General features: G+C 43.2%; 16 protein-coding genes and 1 pseudogene. 8 read left to right on the forward strand and 9 right to left on the reverse strand.

Features of this window, described 5'->3' with window-relative positions; genetic code table 11:
* Window positions 1-78: 78 nt before the first annotated feature.
* The gene (locus tag SJY28_RS09420; RefSeq protein WP_379544241.1) at window positions 79-2,397 is read right to left on the reverse strand and encodes a TonB-dependent receptor; all 2,319 of its coding nucleotides are present in this window, start codon (window positions 2,395-2,397) and stop codon (window positions 79-81) included.
* Between the two features lie 396 nt (window positions 2,398-2,793).
* On the opposite strand from SJY28_RS09420, the gene SJY28_RS09425 reads away from it, so the two are divergent.
* Genes SJY28_RS09425 through SJY28_RS09440 form a run of 4 tightly spaced genes read left to right on the forward strand, consistent with a single transcriptional unit; the run spans window position 2,794 to window position 6,770 of the window.
* Window positions 2,794-4,110, forward strand: a complete 1,317-nt coding sequence (locus SJY28_RS09425) for a flavin-containing monooxygenase (RefSeq protein WP_379544242.1) — start codon at window positions 2,794-2,796, stop codon at window positions 4,108-4,110.
* The gene (locus SJY28_RS09430) at window positions 4,107-4,994 is read left to right on the forward strand and encodes a bile acid:sodium symporter family protein (protein WP_379544243.1); all 888 of its coding nucleotides are present in this window, start codon (window positions 4,107-4,109) and stop codon (window positions 4,992-4,994) included. Before SJY28_RS09425 ends, SJY28_RS09430 begins: the two co-directional genes overlap by 4 nt.
* Complete coding sequence (locus tag SJY28_RS09435; RefSeq protein WP_379544244.1) at window positions 4,987-5,949, forward strand: SDR family oxidoreductase; 963 nt, start codon at window positions 4,987-4,989, stop codon at window positions 5,947-5,949. Before SJY28_RS09430 ends, SJY28_RS09435 begins: the two co-directional genes overlap by 8 nt.
* A gap of 17 nt (window positions 5,950-5,966) precedes the next feature.
* Window positions 5,967-6,770: an SDR family oxidoreductase gene (locus SJY28_RS09440; protein ID WP_296210416.1), complete on the forward strand. Its 804-nt coding sequence runs from the start codon at window positions 5,967-5,969 to the stop codon at window positions 6,768-6,770.
* 279 nt (window positions 6,771-7,049) lie between these two features.
* Here SJY28_RS09440 and SJY28_RS09445 read toward each other — a convergent pair whose 3' ends face one another.
* Entirely contained in the window at window positions 7,050-8,066 is a 1,017-nt protein-coding gene (locus SJY28_RS09445) for a bile acid:sodium symporter family protein (protein ID WP_201566509.1), read from the reverse strand.
* A 352-nt stretch (window positions 8,067-8,418) separates the two neighbouring features.
* Here SJY28_RS09445 and SJY28_RS09450 point away from each other — a divergent pair, with 352 nt between their 5' ends.
* Window positions 8,419-9,867, forward strand: a complete 1,449-nt coding sequence (locus SJY28_RS09450; protein WP_379544970.1) for a phosphatase PAP2 family protein — start codon at window positions 8,419-8,421, stop codon at window positions 9,865-9,867.
* 103 nt (window positions 9,868-9,970) lie between these two features.
* Window positions 9,971-10,618: a glutathione S-transferase gene (locus tag SJY28_RS09455; RefSeq protein ID WP_379544245.1), complete on the forward strand. Its 648-nt coding sequence runs from the start codon at window positions 9,971-9,973 to the stop codon at window positions 10,616-10,618.
* Between the two features lie 47 nt (window positions 10,619-10,665).
* Here SJY28_RS09455 and SJY28_RS09460 read toward each other — a convergent pair whose 3' ends face one another.
* Together SJY28_RS09460 and SJY28_RS09465 are read right to left on the reverse strand one after the other, a co-directional pair.
* Complete coding sequence (locus SJY28_RS09460) at window positions 10,666-10,965, reverse strand: hypothetical protein (protein ID WP_379544246.1); 300 nt, start codon at window positions 10,963-10,965, stop codon at window positions 10,666-10,668.
* A gap of 538 nt (window positions 10,966-11,503) precedes the next feature.
* Window positions 11,504-11,665: pseudogene (locus SJY28_RS09465) on the reverse strand (C4-dicarboxylate ABC transporter substrate-binding protein); the annotation flags it as partial.
* Window positions 11,666-11,828: 163 nt separating this feature from the next.
* On the opposite strand from SJY28_RS09465, the gene SJY28_RS09470 reads away from it, so the two are divergent.
* A complete protein-coding gene (locus tag SJY28_RS09470; RefSeq protein WP_379544972.1) occupies window positions 11,829-12,107 on the forward strand; it encodes an OsmC family protein in 279 nt (92 codons plus the stop codon).
* Between the two features lie 293 nt (window positions 12,108-12,400).
* On the opposite strand, the gene SJY28_RS09475 is transcribed toward SJY28_RS09470, so the two are convergent.
* Entirely contained in the window at window positions 12,401-12,994 is a 594-nt protein-coding gene (locus tag SJY28_RS09475; protein ID WP_379544247.1) for a DUF6037 family protein, read from the reverse strand.
* A 180-nt stretch (window positions 12,995-13,174) separates the two neighbouring features.
* Here SJY28_RS09475 and SJY28_RS09480 point away from each other — a divergent pair, with 180 nt between their 5' ends.
* Window positions 13,175-13,654: a hypothetical protein gene (locus SJY28_RS09480; RefSeq protein ID WP_379544248.1), complete on the forward strand. Its 480-nt coding sequence runs from the start codon at window positions 13,175-13,177 to the stop codon at window positions 13,652-13,654.
* 206 nt (window positions 13,655-13,860) lie between these two features.
* Here the strand turns inward: SJY28_RS09480 and SJY28_RS09485 are convergent, their stop codons facing one another.
* From SJY28_RS09485 to SJY28_RS09500, 4 genes are all read right to left on the reverse strand, one after another.
* Window positions 13,861-14,955: an NADH:flavin oxidoreductase/NADH oxidase gene (locus SJY28_RS09485; protein ID WP_379544249.1), complete on the reverse strand. Its 1,095-nt coding sequence runs from the start codon at window positions 14,953-14,955 to the stop codon at window positions 13,861-13,863.
* Between the two features lie 133 nt (window positions 14,956-15,088).
* Complete coding sequence (locus tag SJY28_RS09490; protein WP_379544250.1) at window positions 15,089-15,934, reverse strand: IclR family transcriptional regulator; 846 nt, start codon at window positions 15,932-15,934, stop codon at window positions 15,089-15,091.
* Window positions 15,935-16,154: 220 nt separating this feature from the next.
* Window positions 16,155-17,387 carry an MFS transporter gene (locus tag SJY28_RS09495; protein ID WP_220455972.1) on the reverse strand — a complete coding sequence of 411 codons (1,233 nt, stop codon included), beginning with the start codon at window positions 17,385-17,387 and terminating at the stop codon, window positions 16,155-16,157.
* Window positions 17,388-17,548: 161 nt separating this feature from the next.
* On the reverse strand, window positions 17,549-18,703 hold the full coding sequence (locus SJY28_RS09500) for an acyl-CoA dehydrogenase family protein (protein WP_101204502.1): 1,155 nt from the start codon (window positions 18,701-18,703) through the stop codon (window positions 17,549-17,551).
* Between the last annotated feature and the right edge of the window lie 205 nt (window positions 18,704-18,908).

Here is an 18,908-nt window from a genome sequence, read left to right on the forward strand (position 1 = left end):
AGTAATAAAATAAATTTTTGATAGCAGAAAAGGGAGTAGGCCGCGCCTAATCCCTTTTATAAAACCTAATAAAGCCTACTAATAAAGCTTAAAATCGAACGTTGCCGATACTTTTAAGGCCGTTGGTTCACCCGCATTTAGATAGCCATAGCCTGGTAATCCACCTACAGATTGCCAGTAGTCTTCACCTGTGACATTGGTCACCATACCTTTTAGAGTAACGTCTTGTCCTGCCAGCATAGTGCGATAGCGAGCACCTAAATCTAGGGTAGTATAGCCATCAACTTTTAAGGTATTGGCGGCATCAGCATAACGCGCACCTGTGTGGATAATATCGCCCGTTAATGTCAGTCCTTCAACGGCAGCCAAATCATACTCTAGGTTGACGTTACTCTGTAAAGTAGGCAGGCCAATAACGCTGTTGCCATCCAATGCACTATCGCCAGTATCTTTTTGCTTAGCACTTAAGTAAGTAACACCCGCATTAAGTCGCATGTTTTCACTTGGGCTACCAAAGACAGTCAGTTCAGCACCTTGATGGCGGTTCTCGCCAGTCGCGGTAAAGGTACTATTGTCATCGATATAGGCTCGTGGCTCATCAGTATGGAATATGGCAAAACTACTACCGATTACGCCATTGTCATATTTCACACCCAGCTCAGTTTGTTTGCTTACATAAGGGTCTAGGTTTTGTCCTGCATTGGTTATGGCATTGCCAGAATTATCAACTAATGGTGCAGCGGCACCTTTGGCAAGACTTTCAATATAGTTGCCATATACAGACCAGTCCATCGTTGGCTGATAAACGATACCGACGCTTGGTGTCCATGCGCTTTCGTCATAGCTAGCTGTTTTGGCTTGGGTATTGTAGTCGTAGCTGGTCGTTTTGATATTCTGATGACGTACGCCTACCGTAGTTTTTAGTTTGTCATCAAACAGTGAGAACGTGTCTGCAAACGCAAAACTCTGTAATTGAGTTTCACTCGTTCGCTTAGGATCATCAAAACTTCCGCCAAAGAAAGCGGTATCTGACCACGCATTGTCATAATCTGTCGGGCTGTACAAATTGGTCGCGAGTTGGTTACCAAAGTCAAAAGCGTAAGCGCCTTTTTCTTCTTGATCATAAAGATCGGCGGCTAGTACCCAGTTGTGATCAATCTTACCTGTTTGCCATTGACCACGCAGACCAAGCTCAGCACTTTGTACTTTATCTTCTCGCACATTATCAAAGCGGTAGGTTGAGCCAGTGCCATCTGCGTCAGATACTGTGAGGTTGGCTAACGAGTTGTCTTCGTCACCATGTCTGATACCGTAGGCACCATAACCAGTAATGCTCTCATTAAAATCATATTCTCCGCGAATCGTACCAAAGACATCCTCCTCGTTTGAATAACTCCAAGGCTGCGCCCAGTTTTTTGAGCCGTCTGGTGCTTTTGGTACATGAGAGACACCAGCAAGCGTCACACTAGGACGAGTCTCTGATAGTTTATTATCTTGCCAGCCTAAATCTGCTGATAGACGATATTGATCTCCTCTATAGTCCAAACCAAGGGCAGCCAAACCCAAGGTCGACGATTCATCATCGATAGCGCTGTCACCATCTTGATAAGCAGCATTAAAACGAACACCAATAGCATCATCGTTACCAAAGCGATCACTGACATCTACTGCGACCTTACCTTGGTCGCCTTGACCATAGCCAACCGTTAGCTGACGTAGCGGCTCATTGTCCGCTCGTTTGGGCAATAAGTTAATCGTACCGCCTGCGTTACCACCACTCGGTGCCGCGCCATTTAGCATCGCTGAGGCACCGCGCTGGACCTCGACGCGCTCGAACAATTCAGTTGCGATATATTGTCTAGGTAGTATGCCGTATAGACCATTGAACATCGTATCGTCTGAGGTGGTCACAAACCCACGCATAAAATACGCTTCTTGAAAATTACCGAAACCTCTAGCCACACGTACAGTAGAATCTTTTTTGAGTAGGTCACCCACACTATGTGCTTGTTGATTGGTGATATATTCATTGGTATATGAGGTGGTAGAGAACGGCGTATCCATGATGTCTTGGTTGCCCAAGAGTCCAACGCGGCTACCTGTTGCTACCTGTCCACCTTCATACGCGCTAGGTAATCCATCTGCTGACGCATCAGCACTACTGGTCACGACGATAGTATCAAGTACCACATTAGGGGTGGTTTGAGCATCTGCATCATCTACTAGCGCCCATGCCGAGTGACTTGTGGTTAGGATGATGACTGAACATAGTGTTTTTAGAGGTAGCGATTTCGTTGATAGCAAACGTGAGGGTATGGACGCTAATCGTAGAGAATAGCTAGACACATTCAGAGAATTAAGACGGAACAAAGCAGCAGATAAGCGAGACAGTTGCATGAATATTTCCAGCATGTAATTTAAATCGTTATTATAATGATAATCATTTCTATTACAATGAATTACTGAGTCAATTTTAAATATACTAGGTTTGGTAAAGTACGGCTGTTGCTTGATAAGGTGCTAATAGCATCCTTTATAAATAGGACTATAGTCTTATATTTGGGAGTAGGGTGGGCTGTATAGAGAGAGCAAAAAAGAAGTATAAAGCAGAGGATGGGTTTACCTATTATAAGTAGTCTGTATGGACAATTTATTCATTTGAGCCAGTTCATGTATCAATGTATGCTATTGTTTTATCAGGGGCAAGGAGTACGCTGGTATCGCCCACCAGAGGTGCAGTCAAACGGAATTGACTGATTTATATAATTGAAATGGATTTTTAAGGTGGCGCTTATGTACGCAGTAATTGGAGCAGGTCCAATGGGTCTCGCTGCAGCCCGAAATTTACAAAAACTCAATATTCCTTTTATCGGCTTTGAGCTACATACAGATGTAGGAGGGCTATGGGATATCGACAATCCGCACAGTACCATGTATGAAAGTGCCCATTTGATTTCGTCCAAGCGTATGACGGAGTTCAAAGAGTTTCCTATGAGTGACTCAGTTGCGGCGTATCCTCATCATACCCAGCTCCGTCAGTACTTCCGCGATTTTTCAGATACGTTCAATCTAAAATCACATTATGAATTCTCCACGCGCGTGGTCAGCATGGTGCCTGAAGGCGACGGCTGGCGCTTAGTCAGTGAGTGCAATGGCCAAAAGCAATCGCGACTGTTTGATGGTGTGCTCATGGCAAATGGTACTTTGCACACCCCCAATATCCCAAGTTTGCCGGGTACGTTTGCCGGCACGTTGATGCATTCCTCTGAATATCGTAGCCCGTCAGTGTTTAATGACAAACGTGTGTTGATCGTTGGCTGTGGTAACTCGGGCGCTGATATTGCAGTTGATGCGGTGCATCATGCCAAATCAGTAGATATCAGTCTGCGCCGCGGCTATTACTTTCTGCCCAAATTTATCAAGGGTCAGCCAATTGACACACTAGGCGGAAAACTAAAGTTACCGCGCCCAGTCAAGCAGCGTATGGATGCGGCGATGATTCGTATGGTCATCGGTAAACCTTCTGATTATGGACTGCCAAACCCAAACTATCGCATGTACGAATCACACCCTGTGGTCAATTCATTAGTATTACATCATTTGGGTCATGGCGATATTAAGGCGCGCCGTGATATTCGACGCATCGATGGTCATACGGTGACTTTTAGTGATGGTGAAAGTCAGGATTATGATTTGATTTTAATGGCTACCGGATACTTGCTTGATTATCCATTTATTGACCGAAAGCAGCTCAATTGGCCTGCCAATCATGATGCTCCGCAGCTTTATATGAATGTCTTTCATCCTGAGCATGATAATTTATTTATGATGGGTATGGTTGAGGCAGCAGGGTTAGGCTGGGAGGGTCGAAATCAACAAGCGCGGCTCGTTGCACTATATATTCAGCAGCGTCAGCAAAATACAGCAGCCGTTAAACAGTTCAATAAAGTGAAACGTAAGCGAGCAGGCAAAACGCTCGATGGTGGCTATGATTATATTAAGCTTGCGCGTATGGCATATTACGTGAATAAAGATGAATACCTAGAGACGCTGTCCAAGCATATCGCTGAGCTCAAAACAGAACAGCCTGTATTGGCATCAGAGGTATGATAGCGGCAGTGGCGTTTGAGCCACGGAGCTTGATTCTGCTCAATCTCATCTTGGCGCTGATGATGTTCGGCGTGTCATTGAGCTTACGTCTCGAAGATTTTAAGCGTATCGTTTTGTCTCCCATTGCGCCGATAGCAGGTCTGTTCGCTCAATTCTTTCTATTGCCGCTAGCCACGTGTCTGTTTACGTGGGCGTTGAATATTGATCCTGAGTTGGCGCTAGGAATGATTTTGGTCGCGTCTTGCCCAGGTGGTAGTTTTTCTAACATTATGACTTGGCTGGCACGCGGTAATGTTGCGGTGTCAGTCAGTATGACTGCGGTATCAAGTCTCGCTGCGGCTATATTAACACCAGTCAATTTTGCCTTTTACGGTTGGCTTAACCCACACACGCGTGAGTATCTGACAAAGATAACGATTGAGCCTAGTAGTATTCTGATACTGGTTCTATTAGTGTTAGCGTTACCTTTAGTGCTAGGGATGGTAACAGGGCGACGCTTACCTGATCTGGTCGTACGTATCCAAAAGCCATTACGTATTTTCTCCCTACTCGTGCTGATGGCTTTTGTGGCAATCGCTTTTTCTAGCAATTTCGCGCTATTTTTAGAGCGTTTCCATAGCTTTTTTTGGTTGGTCGTTGGTCATAATTTATTGGCGCTTTCTTTAGGTTATGGCATGGGGCTGATGCTCAAGTTGCCAGTCGCTGATCGTCGCGCGGTGACTTTAGAAGTAGGAATACAAAACTCAGGGCTAGGGCTGGTTATTTTATTTACTTTTTTCCCAGAGGCAGGCGGCATGATGCTGATCACGGCATTCTGGGGCGTATGGCATTTGGTGTCAGGACTGACACTTTCACAAATTTGGGCACGGATACCCTATGAATAAAAGCGTAATGAATAAAAGTATAGTGAATAAACGGATATTAATCACTGGTGCCGCAGGTTACATCGGCCATCAACTGGGCAATCGTCTGGCTGATCATTACCATGTCGTCGGCACAGATATTCGCAAGCGCGATGATTTAGACTTTCCAATTCACGTATTAGATGTGCGCGATGAGGGTTTGGCTACGTTACTAAAAGAAGAGGGCATCACCCATGTCGTGCATCTCGCTTCTATCTTACAAGCGTCAAAAGATCGTGCTCGTGACTATGATATCGATGTCAATGGCACGCGCAACGTACTTGATTGCTGCATCAAAGTAGGTGTCGCACATATAACGCTCACCAGCTCGGGTGCTGCCTACGGCTATCATGCTGACAATCCTGAATGGATTGATGAGCAAGATGCCCTACGTGGTAACCCTGAGTTTGCTTACTCGGATCACAAAAGGCAGGTCGAGGAAATGCTTGCAGATTTTCGCGAGCAGCATCCACAATTACAGCAGCTGATCTTTCGACCTGGCACCGTACTAGGCGCTGATACGCGCAATCAAATTACCAGTCTGTTTATGGCACCACGTGTGCTTGCGCTCAAAGGCAGTGAGTCGCCCTTTGTGTTTATTTGGGATCAAGACGTGATCGGCGTGATGGAAATAGGTATTCGCGAGGGTAAATCTGGCATCTACAACATGGCAGGCGATGGCGCACTGACGATGAGGGATATCGCAAACCGACTTAATAAACCGCTATTGACCCTGCCAGTGGGTTTGGTTAAAGCTGGCTTACAGGTGGCAAAGTGGGCCGGTAAGCCAACAGGACCAGAACAGGTTAATTTTTTGCGTTATCGCCCAGTACTGAGTAACAGGCGACTCAAAGAAGAGTTTGGTTATTGTTTAGAAAAAACGTCTGCCGAAACCTTCGAGTACTTCATCGAATGCAATGGATTGCGTAAACCTTGATAGGGAGAAAATCATCAATGCCACCAATGTCATCAATAAATATTACTTTAATCACTGGTGCTGCATCAGGACTTGGTTGGGCAATGGCACAGCACTGGTATGCTGCTGGACATCACTTAGTACTCGCTGATATAGATGAGCAAGCGCTGATCGCCCGCGCTCGTGAGTTAGAGGACTCTGCTAGAGTCATGACAGTCGTCACTGATATCACTCAAGTTAATGATATTGCTGCGCTTATTGAGCAAGTTAGCGAGCGCTTTGGCCGTCTTGATCTATTGGTGAACAATGCTGGGATTACCCATCGATCACCAGCACATCAGACTGATCCTGCGGTGTTTCGCAAAGTAATGGCGGTAGATTGGCAGGGGGCAGTGGAGCTGACTATGGCTGCGCTACCGATGCTAAGAGAGTCCAAAGGTCAAATTATATGTATCGGCTCAATGGCTGGCTGGATGCCAGTTCCTGGACGAGCAGCGTATTGTGCGGCAAAAGGTGCGCTGACACAGTTCTTTGAAGTATTGCGCTTGGAACTAGAATCTGAAGGTATACATATCCTTATGGTCTATCCCAGCTTTCTTGATACACCTATCGAGAACCATGCGCTCGGCCGTGATGGCAGTATCGCAAAGCATCCACGGTCAATGATCGGTAATATGCGTAGTGCTGAGTGGATGGCCGAACAGATCAATCAAGGTTTGCAGCGGCGCAAACGTTGGATATTGCCGGACCCTATCTCACGCTTTGGCAGTTTACTGTGGCGTATTGCGCCAGCTTTATACTTGCGTCAGGTGCGTAAACGTTTTGGAAATGAGTTACGGTAGACTACGTTAGGTGAGAACCTAGAAGAGAGGCTAGCGGTTTATTCAAATTGTCGACAGTGCTATGCTAAAAATACTATGCTAGAGAGCGCTATATTAAAAAACACTATGTTAAAAGACTCTGTATTAGAAGGTACTTTATTAGAAAACACTATGCTAGAAATAATAATCTAGCATAGTGTTTTAACTCATAGCGTTTTAACTCATAGCGTTTTAACTTTATTAGCTAGTTCAATATCACCTAGTTCAATGTCACCTAGCTCAGTATTATCTTTATTAGTACTAATGATTTCTGATTGGCTTACCAAGCTCTAAGGTCTCTTCAGTCTCGATGACGGTAGGATTTTTCGCTTCCTGACGCTTATCCCACCAAGCGAAGATATTGGCCAATATAGAGCCAGAAACAGAGTGCCAAATACAAGCGACGGCGGCAGCGATGGCGGACTCTGCATTGCCAGGGAAAAACTTCGTACTTAAGCCCGTGGCCAACCCTGCATTTTGTACACCAACCTCGATAGATATGGTGCGTTTTTTGGGTTTGCTCATACCAAATAAGGCTCCTGAGTAATAGCCCAATATATAGCCGACGATATTGTGTACCGCAATGGCCAAGATAACAACTAGCCCTGACTGCAAGAACTGATCACCAAATACAGCGGCAACGCCACCGACGATAGCGGCAAAAGCTAATACAGCTACGCCTGGCATCACTGCACGTACATCATTAAACCAGTGTTTGTTTTGAAATAGTATGTTTAACATAGAGCCGATAGCGACTGGCAACAATGTCACCAATAGCATAAAGCGGAACATACCCCAGCCATCCATTTCTACAGACTGACCAACCAAATAATTGAGCCAAAGTGGCGTCACTAACGGTGCAATGATGGTCGATACGGTGGTCATACCTACTGAAAACGCTACATCACCTTTGGCAAGGTAGCTCATAATGTTTGAAGACACACCACCAGGACAAGTACCAACCAATACTAGACCCAGTGTCAGCCCAGGCGATAAATCAAACAATCTAGCCACGCTAATCGCTAATATCGGCATAATGGTATATTGGATAATTGAACCGATAAAAATATCAAGCGGGCGCTGGGCCAACACCTTATAGTCTTCTTTACCTAGTGTCATACCCATTGCGAGCATAATGACACCCAGAACGATGACTTGGGTATCACCTGTCACCCAAGAAAAAGTCGCAGGCTCTATAAATGTCACTGCGGCCGCTAAAATAATAACCAATGCCGTAAATCGACTTAACTGCTGACTTATCATCCTCAAAAACTGCATTTCTCAAATCCTTCTAAGTCCGGAAAATAGTCAAGTATAAGTTCAAAACCACTGTATTTCCAATGGGTTTAGGCAGTTTTTAGCCAACAATAAGTTGCTATTATGACAACTTTAACTATGATTATATTGCCAAAGTTTTTTGAAATTTTTATCCAACAGTCAAACGAGGTACTAGGCGTTGCAAACTCCATCAAATTTAAATCGATTCAAACACCTAGGTCTTGCGTTATCGGTATTTTATTTGCTTTATAACTTGACGACTGTTTATAGCATATCTTTATATACACTCTACCCATCGCAAATTTATAACCTCGCCACACCGTTTGATAAATTTGTTCCTTTCATTCCAGCTATGATTGTTCCTTATAGCTGGTCGTTGGTTTTATTTGTTATTAGCTTTTTTTTAGTGCGGACGTCTACACAATTATCTTTATTGAGCTATCGCCTAATCTTAGCGACCATTTTTGCCTGTTTGATTTTCTATTTCTATCCCGCTCGTTTCTCATTCAATCGATCGATACCTGATGATTGGACGCAGTTTGGTTACCAGTTTTTGCAGTTAGTGGACAAGCCATTCAATCAGCTGCCATCACTGCATGTCAGTTATGCCATGTTGCTTGGTTTGTCGTTATGGGATGTTTTAGCGTCTAAAAAGAGATGGGTTTTAATGCTTTATCGATTATTGCTGACTGGCATATGTACATTGATTGCCCTGTCGACAGTGTTGACGTATCAGCATCATTTGTTAGATATGTTCGGCGGGGCAGTGTTGGCAGTTACGGTGCTGATACTCTCAAATCGAATCCGTAATGCACTGGTAATCAAGCATCTGACACTAGGAGTAATAGGATTCTTATTGATAGCGATAGCAGGGTTTTACTTTGCTAATATGAGTATGATAGCGTCTGAGTCTATAGAAACTTTAGCTATCATCATTGCTGCATATTGGCTGATTAGTTTTACGATGTTGGCTTGTGCCTATCAACAGGTCAAGCAAATGCGGGATACACGCTGGTTTCAAAAATCCAGTAGCGGTCGACTCACGGTATATACTTGGATGAAGTTTGCGCCAATCATTATTATTTACAATGGCATGTCACTTTTAGGGCAGTGGTATTTTAAAGTTTTCTCCAAAAGTCAAAAGTATCCACTCACGCCGTATGCTATTAATGACAAGGTCAAAGTTGTTGCTTCAGCTCGCTTGATGCAGACGGATCTAAGTAGTTATTTAACGTATTGGTTATTTGGCTCCAGCTCATTAGAATTGCCGAGTTCGCCAGAAAGCAATCGGCCTGCAGTTCGCTATCAAATTATTGTTGTTGATTTGGCTGCTGAGATATCTAGCCATGCCCATAATCTTGAAATAGCCGCTAACGGCATTATGAATACGACAGTTCATTGTTTGTATTTGCCTTTGTTGGATTTGCAGCCATTAAATGATGTATTGCTCCAAGACTACATTGATCTATTTCAACAAATTGAAGCGTTGATACAATCAGCAGAGACACAAGCGATAACCGCTAATAATGAGAGTTGGGTAGAGGGTAATCAGGTAGAAGATAATCAGATAAAGGATAGCTTCATCACACTTATCAATTTCCATTGCGTGATGGGATTGTCGCGTAGTATTGGCGTGCAGGTTTTATATTTATTATATTGTGGTACGCTAACTGTCTATAACTATCAATCGTGGATTGAGCTGCATTATCCGCACGCGCACCTTAAAGATGCTTATCTGCCACAGTCTTTGGTAGGAGTTATGGCCAATTATAAGTCTGTCACCTATTCAACAGCGCCTTAATAACTACTAATGTCAGTAGGTTTGCGTCTGCTAATTCTTCTTTGTTTGCTTTTTACCTATTATTTACCTATTGCTTAATTCCTATTCAACTATGGAGGAATCTATGAACACCTCGTTGCCTCGCTTGTACTCTTTTCGTCGCTGTCCTTATGCTATGCGCGCTCGTCTCGGACTAATATTCGCCGAGTTGCCAGTAGAGCTACGGGAAATCACGCTAAAGAATAAGCCAGATCAGATGCTAGCGATTAGTCCAAAAGGCACAGTTCCTGTATTACAGCTTTCAGATGGATCCGTCATTGAAGAGAGTGCAGAGATCATGATGTGGGCGCTTAAGCAAAAAGATTCGCAAGGACTGCTGGATGAAAGCGTTTTATCTCAGGCCAATGCTTTGATAGCACAAAACGACAATGAGTTTAAGCAGTGGCTCGATCGCTACAAATATGCCGATCTTCACCCTGAGATGACTCAAATAGAATATCGACAAAAAGGTGAAATTTTTCTGCAGGATTTAGAAGCGTTATTGACTAAGAATACCTATCTACTAGGCAATAGCGTGACGGTTGCTGATATTGGTATCATGCCGTTTGTTCGCCAGTTTGCCCATGTAGATCGTGATATTTTTTATAGTTTGCCTTACCCGAAATTACAGCTGTGGCTACAACATTGGTTGGAACACCCATTATTTGTACAAGCCATGACTAAGTTTCAGCCATGGCAGGAAGGCGATGAGGTAGTGGTGTTCCCTGCTTAATATAGCGGGTTTTACATAAGCTGTATACGGTATCGGTCTTGTTTGATCTATCTTGATTTCACAACGACCACTTTTTGTGCTGGATGTTTGTCTTTAACGACGATTACTTTTTTGGCTGTAGGTTTTGCTTTCGCTACGACAACTTGCTTGGCCTTAGGTTTTGCTTTAACCATGACCACTTGTTTCGCTTTGGGCTTTGCTTTAACGACGACTGCTTGTTTTGTCTGATGTTTGTCTTTGACCACGACAACTTGTTGGGCAGCATTTGCTGGACCGATCATAGCAAAGCAAGTAGATACGGCCAATAGTGAGCTGATAGCGATTTTTTTCATGTTGAAGTTTTTCATAGTAAGGTCCTTTTAGGCTGATTATAAGTAAGCGTGTTTATTGAATGGTTAAAGATATCTGAATTGAACGTCGCTCTATTGAATAAGTAGATAATAGCGAGTTACAGCGTTACGTACTTTTATGAAAGTTAAAGAAAGGTGACTTTTTCTAGCAGATACTGAACCATTAATACAATCTTAGGAGCTTTTTGCTAAGGGTCGGTAGGCTAGCAACACTTTAGAGATGATACTTACTCAACTTCATCTGAAGTCACAGCTATAAAATGAGAGGCATGGTAGTTTTTGCGTGGACTCGAAAGGGTCTAAACGACTAAAAGTGATGAGACATAAAAAGGGGCGACTTAAGATAAGTCGCCCCTTTTTTAGTAGGTATATTAAATGCATTGGTGATTAAGAAAGTTTAGTCATTTTTCAATGAACTAGACTGTTATCAACTCAATATTCATCCAGATCATTGGCTAAAGCAAACAGTGCTCCCCATTTCATAGCGGCTTTCACGATTTACTCTCCTAAATGATTAGTAAATGAGTAATGTTGTTTAAACCTTACAAGCCGCACTAGCTTCTTTGGCTTTTTCATAGACAGCTTGAGGGTCTAGACCTAATGCTGCGAAATCGTTTAGGTATTTTTTAGTACCCGCTTCTAATGGGCCTTTCCATTGTGGGTCATTTAATGGATCGGGAATGTCTATCATAGTGTCGCATAAACACTAAAATTTTAGGCTACTTTTAGCAGGAATTTCAGATGTCAGAGTATTTTGCCAAAATCAACTGGGTTCGAGACAGTCAAGAAAGCTATATTGATAATAAATATAGCTGAGGGCACGAATGGATATTTAATGGTGGTGTTGTCGTGCAAGCCTCATTTTCTCCTTACGTTGTTCTTTTGAGGAGGATGTAGAGCCCGAAGAAGCTTTTGTTGCCTCTCTTCCAAGCTGTCATATGCTATTCTTTTTATCTATTGCCGCAAAAAGAAAATATGTGATTGATTCATATATAGACAATGCGGTAGGCACTATGGAAAAAGACAGCGACGGTAAAGTCTCAATGATGACAGTAATCCTAAAACCGCAGGTTACATTCTCAGGTGATAAACAACCGACCATAGAGCAGCTGGAAAAAAATGCATCATCAGACACATGAGTTATGCTTTATCGCGAATTCGGTGAAAACTGAGGTAGTGACGGAAATCGTAACCCAACAAATTGTTAAACAAGGATAAAAAACAGTTGTTTTTTCTTTATAGCTAGTTATTCTTTGTATTTTCGCCAAATGATTAACTGTCCTAGGATGAAACTAGCCTTCTAACAAGAGTATAAAATTCTCACCGTCTGTTCATGGCACTCAGTCGATAGTCGGCAGCGAGCGATAACCGGCACATTGTAGCTCTCGTTAGTAAAAGTCAGTGCAACACAAGTAATGCTATGAGGAAGCTGTTATAAGTCACTACGTTTCTGCGTAGTCCAGTTTCTGTTTAAATCTGTAGCACTCCATTTAGTAGATGCTTTCATTTCTTTGCTGTACTTTAAAGCTTCGGGCCCAATAAGAGCTAAAGTTTTAGCCTGATTATCAGTTGATGGTACATCTTTATATTTTTTGTCTTTCCAATATATCCAAGTGTCAAAATAAGGCTTATCTCTATCCTCTGTAATATCGGCTCTCAGTCTTATAATTTCAGCTGTCGATGAAACTCTTTCAGCATGAGCAGTCGTAGGTAATTGATTGTTTAATTGTTCAAGGAACGGCCCTGGCTTGAGTGGTTCATTTCCAGCACCTCCATTCCTAAGTACTTCTAATAAATCACCATACATGTCACCAAAATATTCTCTAATCCAATATCCTTGAGTCACTTCAAATTTAAAAAAATGAGGGTTTAATCCTCTAGAGGTCAAAGCAAGGACAAAAGGGGACTCTCGAGTTGAAAAAAGGCAATCAAATTCAGCAGCACCTAGAGTAACTTGAAACTGTTGAATATCAACATCAAGGTTAATCATACTCCGGTGCAATGCTTGTAATGAAGTCATGCGCATAATATATTACCTTATTATAGTTAGTTTTTTTAAAATAAAGACTTATAACAATGCAATCAAGTCGGATTCGTAATAGTTGGCTACGTTTCGCTTCGCTACACAGTATAGCCAACTATTACTCACCGCTTATTGGGACGTTAGCTTTACTTCAAAACCTCAGTCTTTAATTTGGGATTTCATATGAATGAAAATTGTATCGTGATAGAAGTTTTAAAATCAATAGCACCAGTTATTTCTGCAATTGCAGCTATGACTTCAGCTTTTGCTGTATTTAAAGCAAATGATATAGCTAATACAGTCAAAAACTTTCAAAGAAACACTTTATTAAATCAAAGAGAAATTGAGCTAATAGGTAAAGCTCTCGAAAAATTAAATATTTATAGTGTTTGGTGCAAAGATGATGGTGCAGGTAATAATGTCAACTATCACGACAGCAATGAAATTGAATACAAAAGCCGTGATGATGCATGGTCACAAATACCTAAAGACGTTAAATTTATTTTAATTCAGCTAACCTCCCATAGCGAGAGGTTGGAAACCTTATTACTAGACTGGGAAAAAGGTTTTATTCATAAAGTTGGTGAGTCTTATCGTTTTGAAGATAGCTTGGTTTCTGCAAAGATAGCATCATTACGGTCTATTCGCTCTGGTGGTCTGTAAAACTCATAATCTTTTTAACAAGCGCCGTACCACCGTCCGCTTCACGCACTACACTGACTCTCAACACTTAAACAGTATGAATCTTGACCTCCCTTTCAGTTATATAAAACAGCATAACCTAACGTTTTAACCCCTTCTAAGCTAAAAATACTTATCATACCAAAGCTCAATCGGTCATAACCAATTGAGCCTTGCTATCTATACCCTTACTCTATCGGAGACGGCTTGCCATGCGGGCTTGAGCGCAGGTACTGTTTGGGCGCTTTTACGGTTGCGCCAAGCTCGGCTGCCGCGTGCCACGGCCAGTGCGGGTCATAGAGGATACCGCGTGCCAAGGCAACCGCGTCCGCTTGCTGCTCGGTAATGATGCTCTCTGCCTGCTCGGCCTCGGTGATTAAGCCCACCGCAATGACGGGTATGTCTACCGCTTCTTTTATCGCGGCGGCAAAAGGTACTTGATAGCTCGCTGCTACAGGGATTTGCTGCTTTGGGCTCAGTCCTGCGGTGCTCACATGGATATAATCACAGCCCAGCGCCTCTAAGGCTTTCGCCAGCTCGATCGTTTGCGCAAGATCCCAGCCGCCTTCAACCCAATCGGTCGCAGACACCCGCACGCCCACGGGCTTGTTGCTTGAAAACGCAGCGCGCACCGCGGTAAACACCTCAAGTAACAAGCGCATTCTGTTCTCAAGGCTGCCGCCGTATTGATCATCACGCTCGTTAGACAGGGGCGATAAGAACTGATGCAATAGATAACCGTGCGCCCCATGCAGCTCAATTAAGTCAAGGCCCAGCGCATCTGCGCGTTTTGCCGCATGGACAAAATCGCTTATGAGCGCATCAATGTCATTTTGATCCATTGCCGTGGGGACAGTGGAATTTTCGTCATACGCGAGCGCCGACGGTGCTACCGTTTGCCAGCCATTTACCTTATCAGGGGCAATCGAACCGCCGCCGTCCCATGGTTTTTCGGTTGACGCTTTACGTCCAGCATGGGCCAGTTGGACGCCTATCGGCATAGGGCTGTACTGTCTGATTGCTGTTAGCGTTTTATCCAGTGCCGCTTGTGTCCTGTCATCCCATAATCCCAAATCAGCATAGCTGATACGACCTTGTGGATTGACTGCCGTCGCTTCTAAAATAAGTAGCCCTGCACCGCTCAAACTCATTTGGCCCAAATGAATCGTATGCCAATCGCTTGCCGCGCCATCGTTGGCAGAGTACTGGCACATAGGGGCGATGATAATACGGTTATCTAATGTGAGTTGCCCAAGTTTCAAAGGCGAAAAAAGCTGGCTCATGGTGAATCCTTAAAAAACACGGCTAAAGGCACTGAAAATAAAATGCCAAAGCGATATGAATGATTTATATAACTATCGCTTGAATATATGATAGGGATGAATCGTTATTTTCATGGGGCACATTTAAGTGATGCTAGCTAATATACAGATTACTCTCAATCATATTTTTCATATGTAGTAGGCGAGGGGCAATATCTTCTTCTAATTTGGTGCGACTAAGGATAAAGCTTGGTGCGCCGCAGTTAAAAGTGAGCAAGCCTTCTGTCGGGTGCATCAGCGCAATGGCTACCGCATTGACATCCTTTTGCCATTCACTAATTGAAAAACAATAACCGTAGTCTTCATAGTCTTGAAAGGCTTTATCTAATCCTCGTCTAATCTTTAGCCAATCATCTTTATACTTATTACGAATTGCATTAAGGATAAACTCTTGCTCAGCAGGTGGCATACTCGCCAAGCAAGCTCTCCCCATCGAACTTAAATGAATAGGTAGATAAGAGCCGACATTGCGTTGCATGGTCGTGGTCCCTTGGCCTTGCACAACGTTTAGATACACCATCATCAGTCGATCACGAGTAGCCATGGCAACGGCACTATTGGCATAGTCTGCCAGCTCTTCCATATAAGGAGTCGCAAGGTTATTGATAGAGATATTGGTCATCATGGTATAACCAAAGCTTAGTACCCCTGTCGAGAGCTGGTACTTACTGCTATTGGTCGATTGTTTTAAATATCCCAATTTGACCAATGTATAGGTCAGACGAGTGATGGTTCCTTTAGGAAGTCCTGTCAGCTGACTTAGGTCTTGGTTGCCTAGATAAGGCCGCTGTGGGGTAAAACAACGCAGCAGCTCTAACCCTCGAGCCAACGCTGTGACAAACTGTCTGTCGTTTTTATCTCTCATCTCTGCAATGGGTTCTAACAATTCAATATGCATCTCGTTGTTAGCGTCTTCATCGGCAAGGGTATCATTAGTCATATGTCGTCTATTATCCCCAATCAAATTCATACAAGCGTTATAAAATCACAAAACTTTATTATTCATAGCATTCTGTGAGCTAATATCAGCCCACAGTTACCCACTGTCTCTTTGATTATATTATATCAATTTACTTTCACATTCTCAGCATAGCATAATGAGAAACTATTGTTTCGCTATGCGGTATGAACGGTAGCGTTATACGTTATAAGAGGTATGGTTAGGCTTGTTGTGGATCGTACTGCTTTTCTTTAATGAACAAAGTAGGGATAAGACCACATAAGAAATATGCCCCTGCCATAAGTAATAAACCTGCGCCAATAGAGTTATGCATGGCCATATAACCAATGGCAACAGGAGCAATCACAGAGCCAAGCCGTCCAATATTAAATGCACCACCGATCGCAGTACCTCGGATAGCAGTAGGGAAACTTTCGGTTAGATAGGTGGCATTAATGGCATAGGGGATACCATATAAGAAACCAAAGGTGATCATTAGCCAACCGATATTTTCTGGAGTATGCATATATACTAGAATAGGAATAAACAATGCGGTGCCCATCGTACCAAAGGCAAATACTATCTTACGTCCGATTTTATCAGCCATGAATCCAGCCACGACTTTGGCAAACATCATAGTCAGGTACGTTCCCGCCATATACAGTGCCATTTCTTTGAACTTGATACCCAATTCAGTTTCTAGATAAGAAGGTAGCCAGTTACTGACACCAAAATAGCCGAATAACAAAAGTCCTGAACTCATTGACCATAGGATAAACATGATACGGTGTTTCGGATTTTCCATTATCGCTTTGTATGGGTTCTCTGCTTTTTTGAGAGTATCTAGTGCGCCGCTCAGTTTTAGTGCTCGAGCGTCTTTCCAAGACTGGGGTTCGGGGACTAAAAAGTACATAGATACTGCCAAAAGTATTGGCAAAAACGTCAGTAGATATAGTGTACGCCAACCATAGCTAGGGATGATCCAAGCGGATACACTGGTGATAACCAATGAGCCTAAAGTAAATCCAGTCATTAATGCAGCAAGTACAGTGGTTCGATGCTTGGTAGGTACCATCTCTGACATAAGCGTATTGGTAGCGATATAAAGACTACCAAGCCCCAAGCAGGCAATAACCCGTAGCGTGACAAACTGCTCATAGCTCTGCACCAATCCACTAAAACCAGACAATATAGAGAACATGCCAGTCGCAAGAACGATGACACGTACTCGGCCAAAGCGATCGCAAGCCCAACCACCAAAAAACCCACCGATTGCCATCCCAAATAACGACCAACTGCCTAGAGCGCCAGCTTGTACATTGGTCAGTGCAAACTCTAGTTTTAGGCTGGATAAGGTAAAGGCAAGAATACCTATATCAGCCCCATCACATAGTAAAACTAAAAAACAAAAAACAAAGGCCAGTTTCCAAGGTTGTTTTTGGGTGGAGCTCATACTTGGATCTGCAGTTATAGCGACACTTTTCACAATTTATATCCTTAACGTTGTGAGAATGAAAAACTAATTTAATGCGTAGTGGTAAAAATAGAGGGGAACGGTATCAGCATCCTAGCAAATACCGCCGTGCATTTTGGTGGATGAAAAAGTGGTAGGGATTACTCGCTGGCCTCTTTAATCATATTGCGGGCAATAATGACTTGCTGAATTTGTGTGGTACCTTCATACAAACGATATAGACGTACATCACGATAAAAACGCTCAATACCGTAGTCTGCGATATAACCGGCACCGCCATGGATCTGTACCGCTCTATCAGCAACACGGCCACACATCTCGGTGGCAAACATTTTGGCGCATGAGGATTCGGTAACGACGTCTTTGCCTTCGTCACGCAGACGTGCAGCGTCTAATACCATGGATTTAGCAGCATAGATTTCTGCTTTTGAGTCAGCGAGCATGCCTTGAATCAGCTGAAAGCTAGCAATCGGTTGACCAAATTGCTTACGCTCGACAGCATAATTGAGCGCATCGTTCAGCATGCGCGTGGCGGCTCCAGTACTGGCTGCCGCAATATGCAAGCGTCCTTTATCAAGAACTTTCATGGCCGTTTTAAAGCCAACACCCTCAACACCGCCGATGAGCGCATCTGCTGGTACGACGCAATTATCAAAGATCACATCACAGGTATGTGCGCCTTTTTGGCCCATTTTTTTGTCAATTTTGCCCAAAGTAATACCAGGCGTGTCGCTTTCAACAATAAATGCTGAAATACCGCCAGAGCGTTTGTTTTGTGGATCGGTGCGTGCCATGACAGTGAATACGCCAGCCTGCGGGGCATTGGTGATATAACGCTTGGTGCCATTGATGATATAAGTATCACCATCCTTAATAGCGGTCGTTTTCAATGAGGCGGCATCTGAGCCTGACTCCGGCTCGGTCAAACAGAACGAACCGATGATTTCACCACTGGCCAACCGAGGTAGATATTTTTGCTTTTGTGCTTCAGTGCCATCAATCACTAGGCCAGATGAGCCAATACCATTATTTGTCCCTATTAATGAGCGAAATGCAGGGGAGGTGCGTCCTAACTCAAATGCCAGCGTGACTTCTTCTTCCATAGTGACCCCAAGTCCGCCGTACTCTTCAGGTATGGTCAGTCCAAAAAGCCCTAATTCTCGCATTTGCTCAATGATCTCTTCTGGAAGACGGTCATTTTCGGCAACCCAATGTTCCATAGGGATAAGTTGATCGTTAACGAAGTTACGAATAGTCTGGGTGATGTGGTCGAGGGTCTCTTTATCTCTAATCATATGAATCTTCCTTGTTTGATTGATGCCTGATATCAATATCGGCTCTGTGACTGTAATAAATAATGTGACGTCCTTGGATAAACAGCATAATCGATGAATTATTAAATTACAATAGTTTTGGTTTAAAAAACCGCATTGCGGTATTTATATAATTGAATATAGCTTTTTATTTTAAATTTATTCTAATTTATCAAATTTTTATGCT

It is taken from the genome of Psychrobacter sp. R86515, from assembly GCF_042466315.1.
Taxonomy (GTDB): domain Bacteria; phylum Pseudomonadota; class Gammaproteobacteria; order Pseudomonadales; family Moraxellaceae; genus Psychrobacter.

Excerpts from the sequence above, each read along its gene's own strand:
- SJY28_RS09490 (WP_379544250.1), bottom strand. The coding sequence starts at position 15,934 with ATGACTAATGATACCCTTGCCGATGAAGACGCTAACAACGAGATGCAT.
- SJY28_RS09460 (WP_379544246.1), bottom strand. The coding sequence starts at position 10,965 with ATGAAAAACTTCAACATGAAAAAAATCGCTATCAGCTCACTATTGGCC.
- SJY28_RS09475 (WP_379544247.1), bottom strand. The coding sequence starts at position 12,994 with ATGCGCATGACTTCATTACAAGCATTGCACCGGAGTATGATTAACCTT.
- SJY28_RS09480 (WP_379544248.1), top strand. The coding sequence starts at position 13,175 with ATGAATGAAAATTGTATCGTGATAGAAGTTTTAAAATCAATAGCACCA.
- SJY28_RS09495 (WP_220455972.1), bottom strand. The coding sequence starts at position 17,387 with ATGAGCTCCACCCAAAAACAACCTTGGAAACTGGCCTTTGTTTTTTGT.
- SJY28_RS09420 (WP_379544241.1), bottom strand. The coding sequence starts at position 2,397 with ATGCAACTGTCTCGCTTATCTGCTGCTTTGTTCCGTCTTAATTCTCTG.
- SJY28_RS09450 (WP_379544970.1), top strand. The coding sequence starts at position 8,419 with ATGATTGTTCCTTATAGCTGGTCGTTGGTTTTATTTGTTATTAGCTTT.
- SJY28_RS09500 (WP_101204502.1), bottom strand. The coding sequence starts at position 18,703 with ATGATTAGAGATAAAGAGACCCTCGACCACATCACCCAGACTATTCGT.
- SJY28_RS09430 (WP_379544243.1), top strand. The coding sequence starts at position 4,107 with ATGATAGCGGCAGTGGCGTTTGAGCCACGGAGCTTGATTCTGCTCAAT.
- SJY28_RS09455 (WP_379544245.1), top strand. The coding sequence starts at position 9,971 with ATGAACACCTCGTTGCCTCGCTTGTACTCTTTTCGTCGCTGTCCTTAT.
- SJY28_RS09485 (WP_379544249.1), bottom strand. The coding sequence starts at position 14,955 with ATGAGCCAGCTTTTTTCGCCTTTGAAACTTGGGCAACTCACATTAGAT.
- SJY28_RS09440 (WP_296210416.1), top strand. The coding sequence starts at position 5,967 with ATGCCACCAATGTCATCAATAAATATTACTTTAATCACTGGTGCTGCA.
- SJY28_RS09435 (WP_379544244.1), top strand. The coding sequence starts at position 4,987 with ATGAATAAAAGCGTAATGAATAAAAGTATAGTGAATAAACGGATATTA.
- SJY28_RS09445 (WP_201566509.1), bottom strand. The coding sequence starts at position 8,066 with ATGCAGTTTTTGAGGATGATAAGTCAGCAGTTAAGTCGATTTACGGCA.
- SJY28_RS09425 (WP_379544242.1), top strand. The coding sequence starts at position 2,794 with ATGTACGCAGTAATTGGAGCAGGTCCAATGGGTCTCGCTGCAGCCCGA.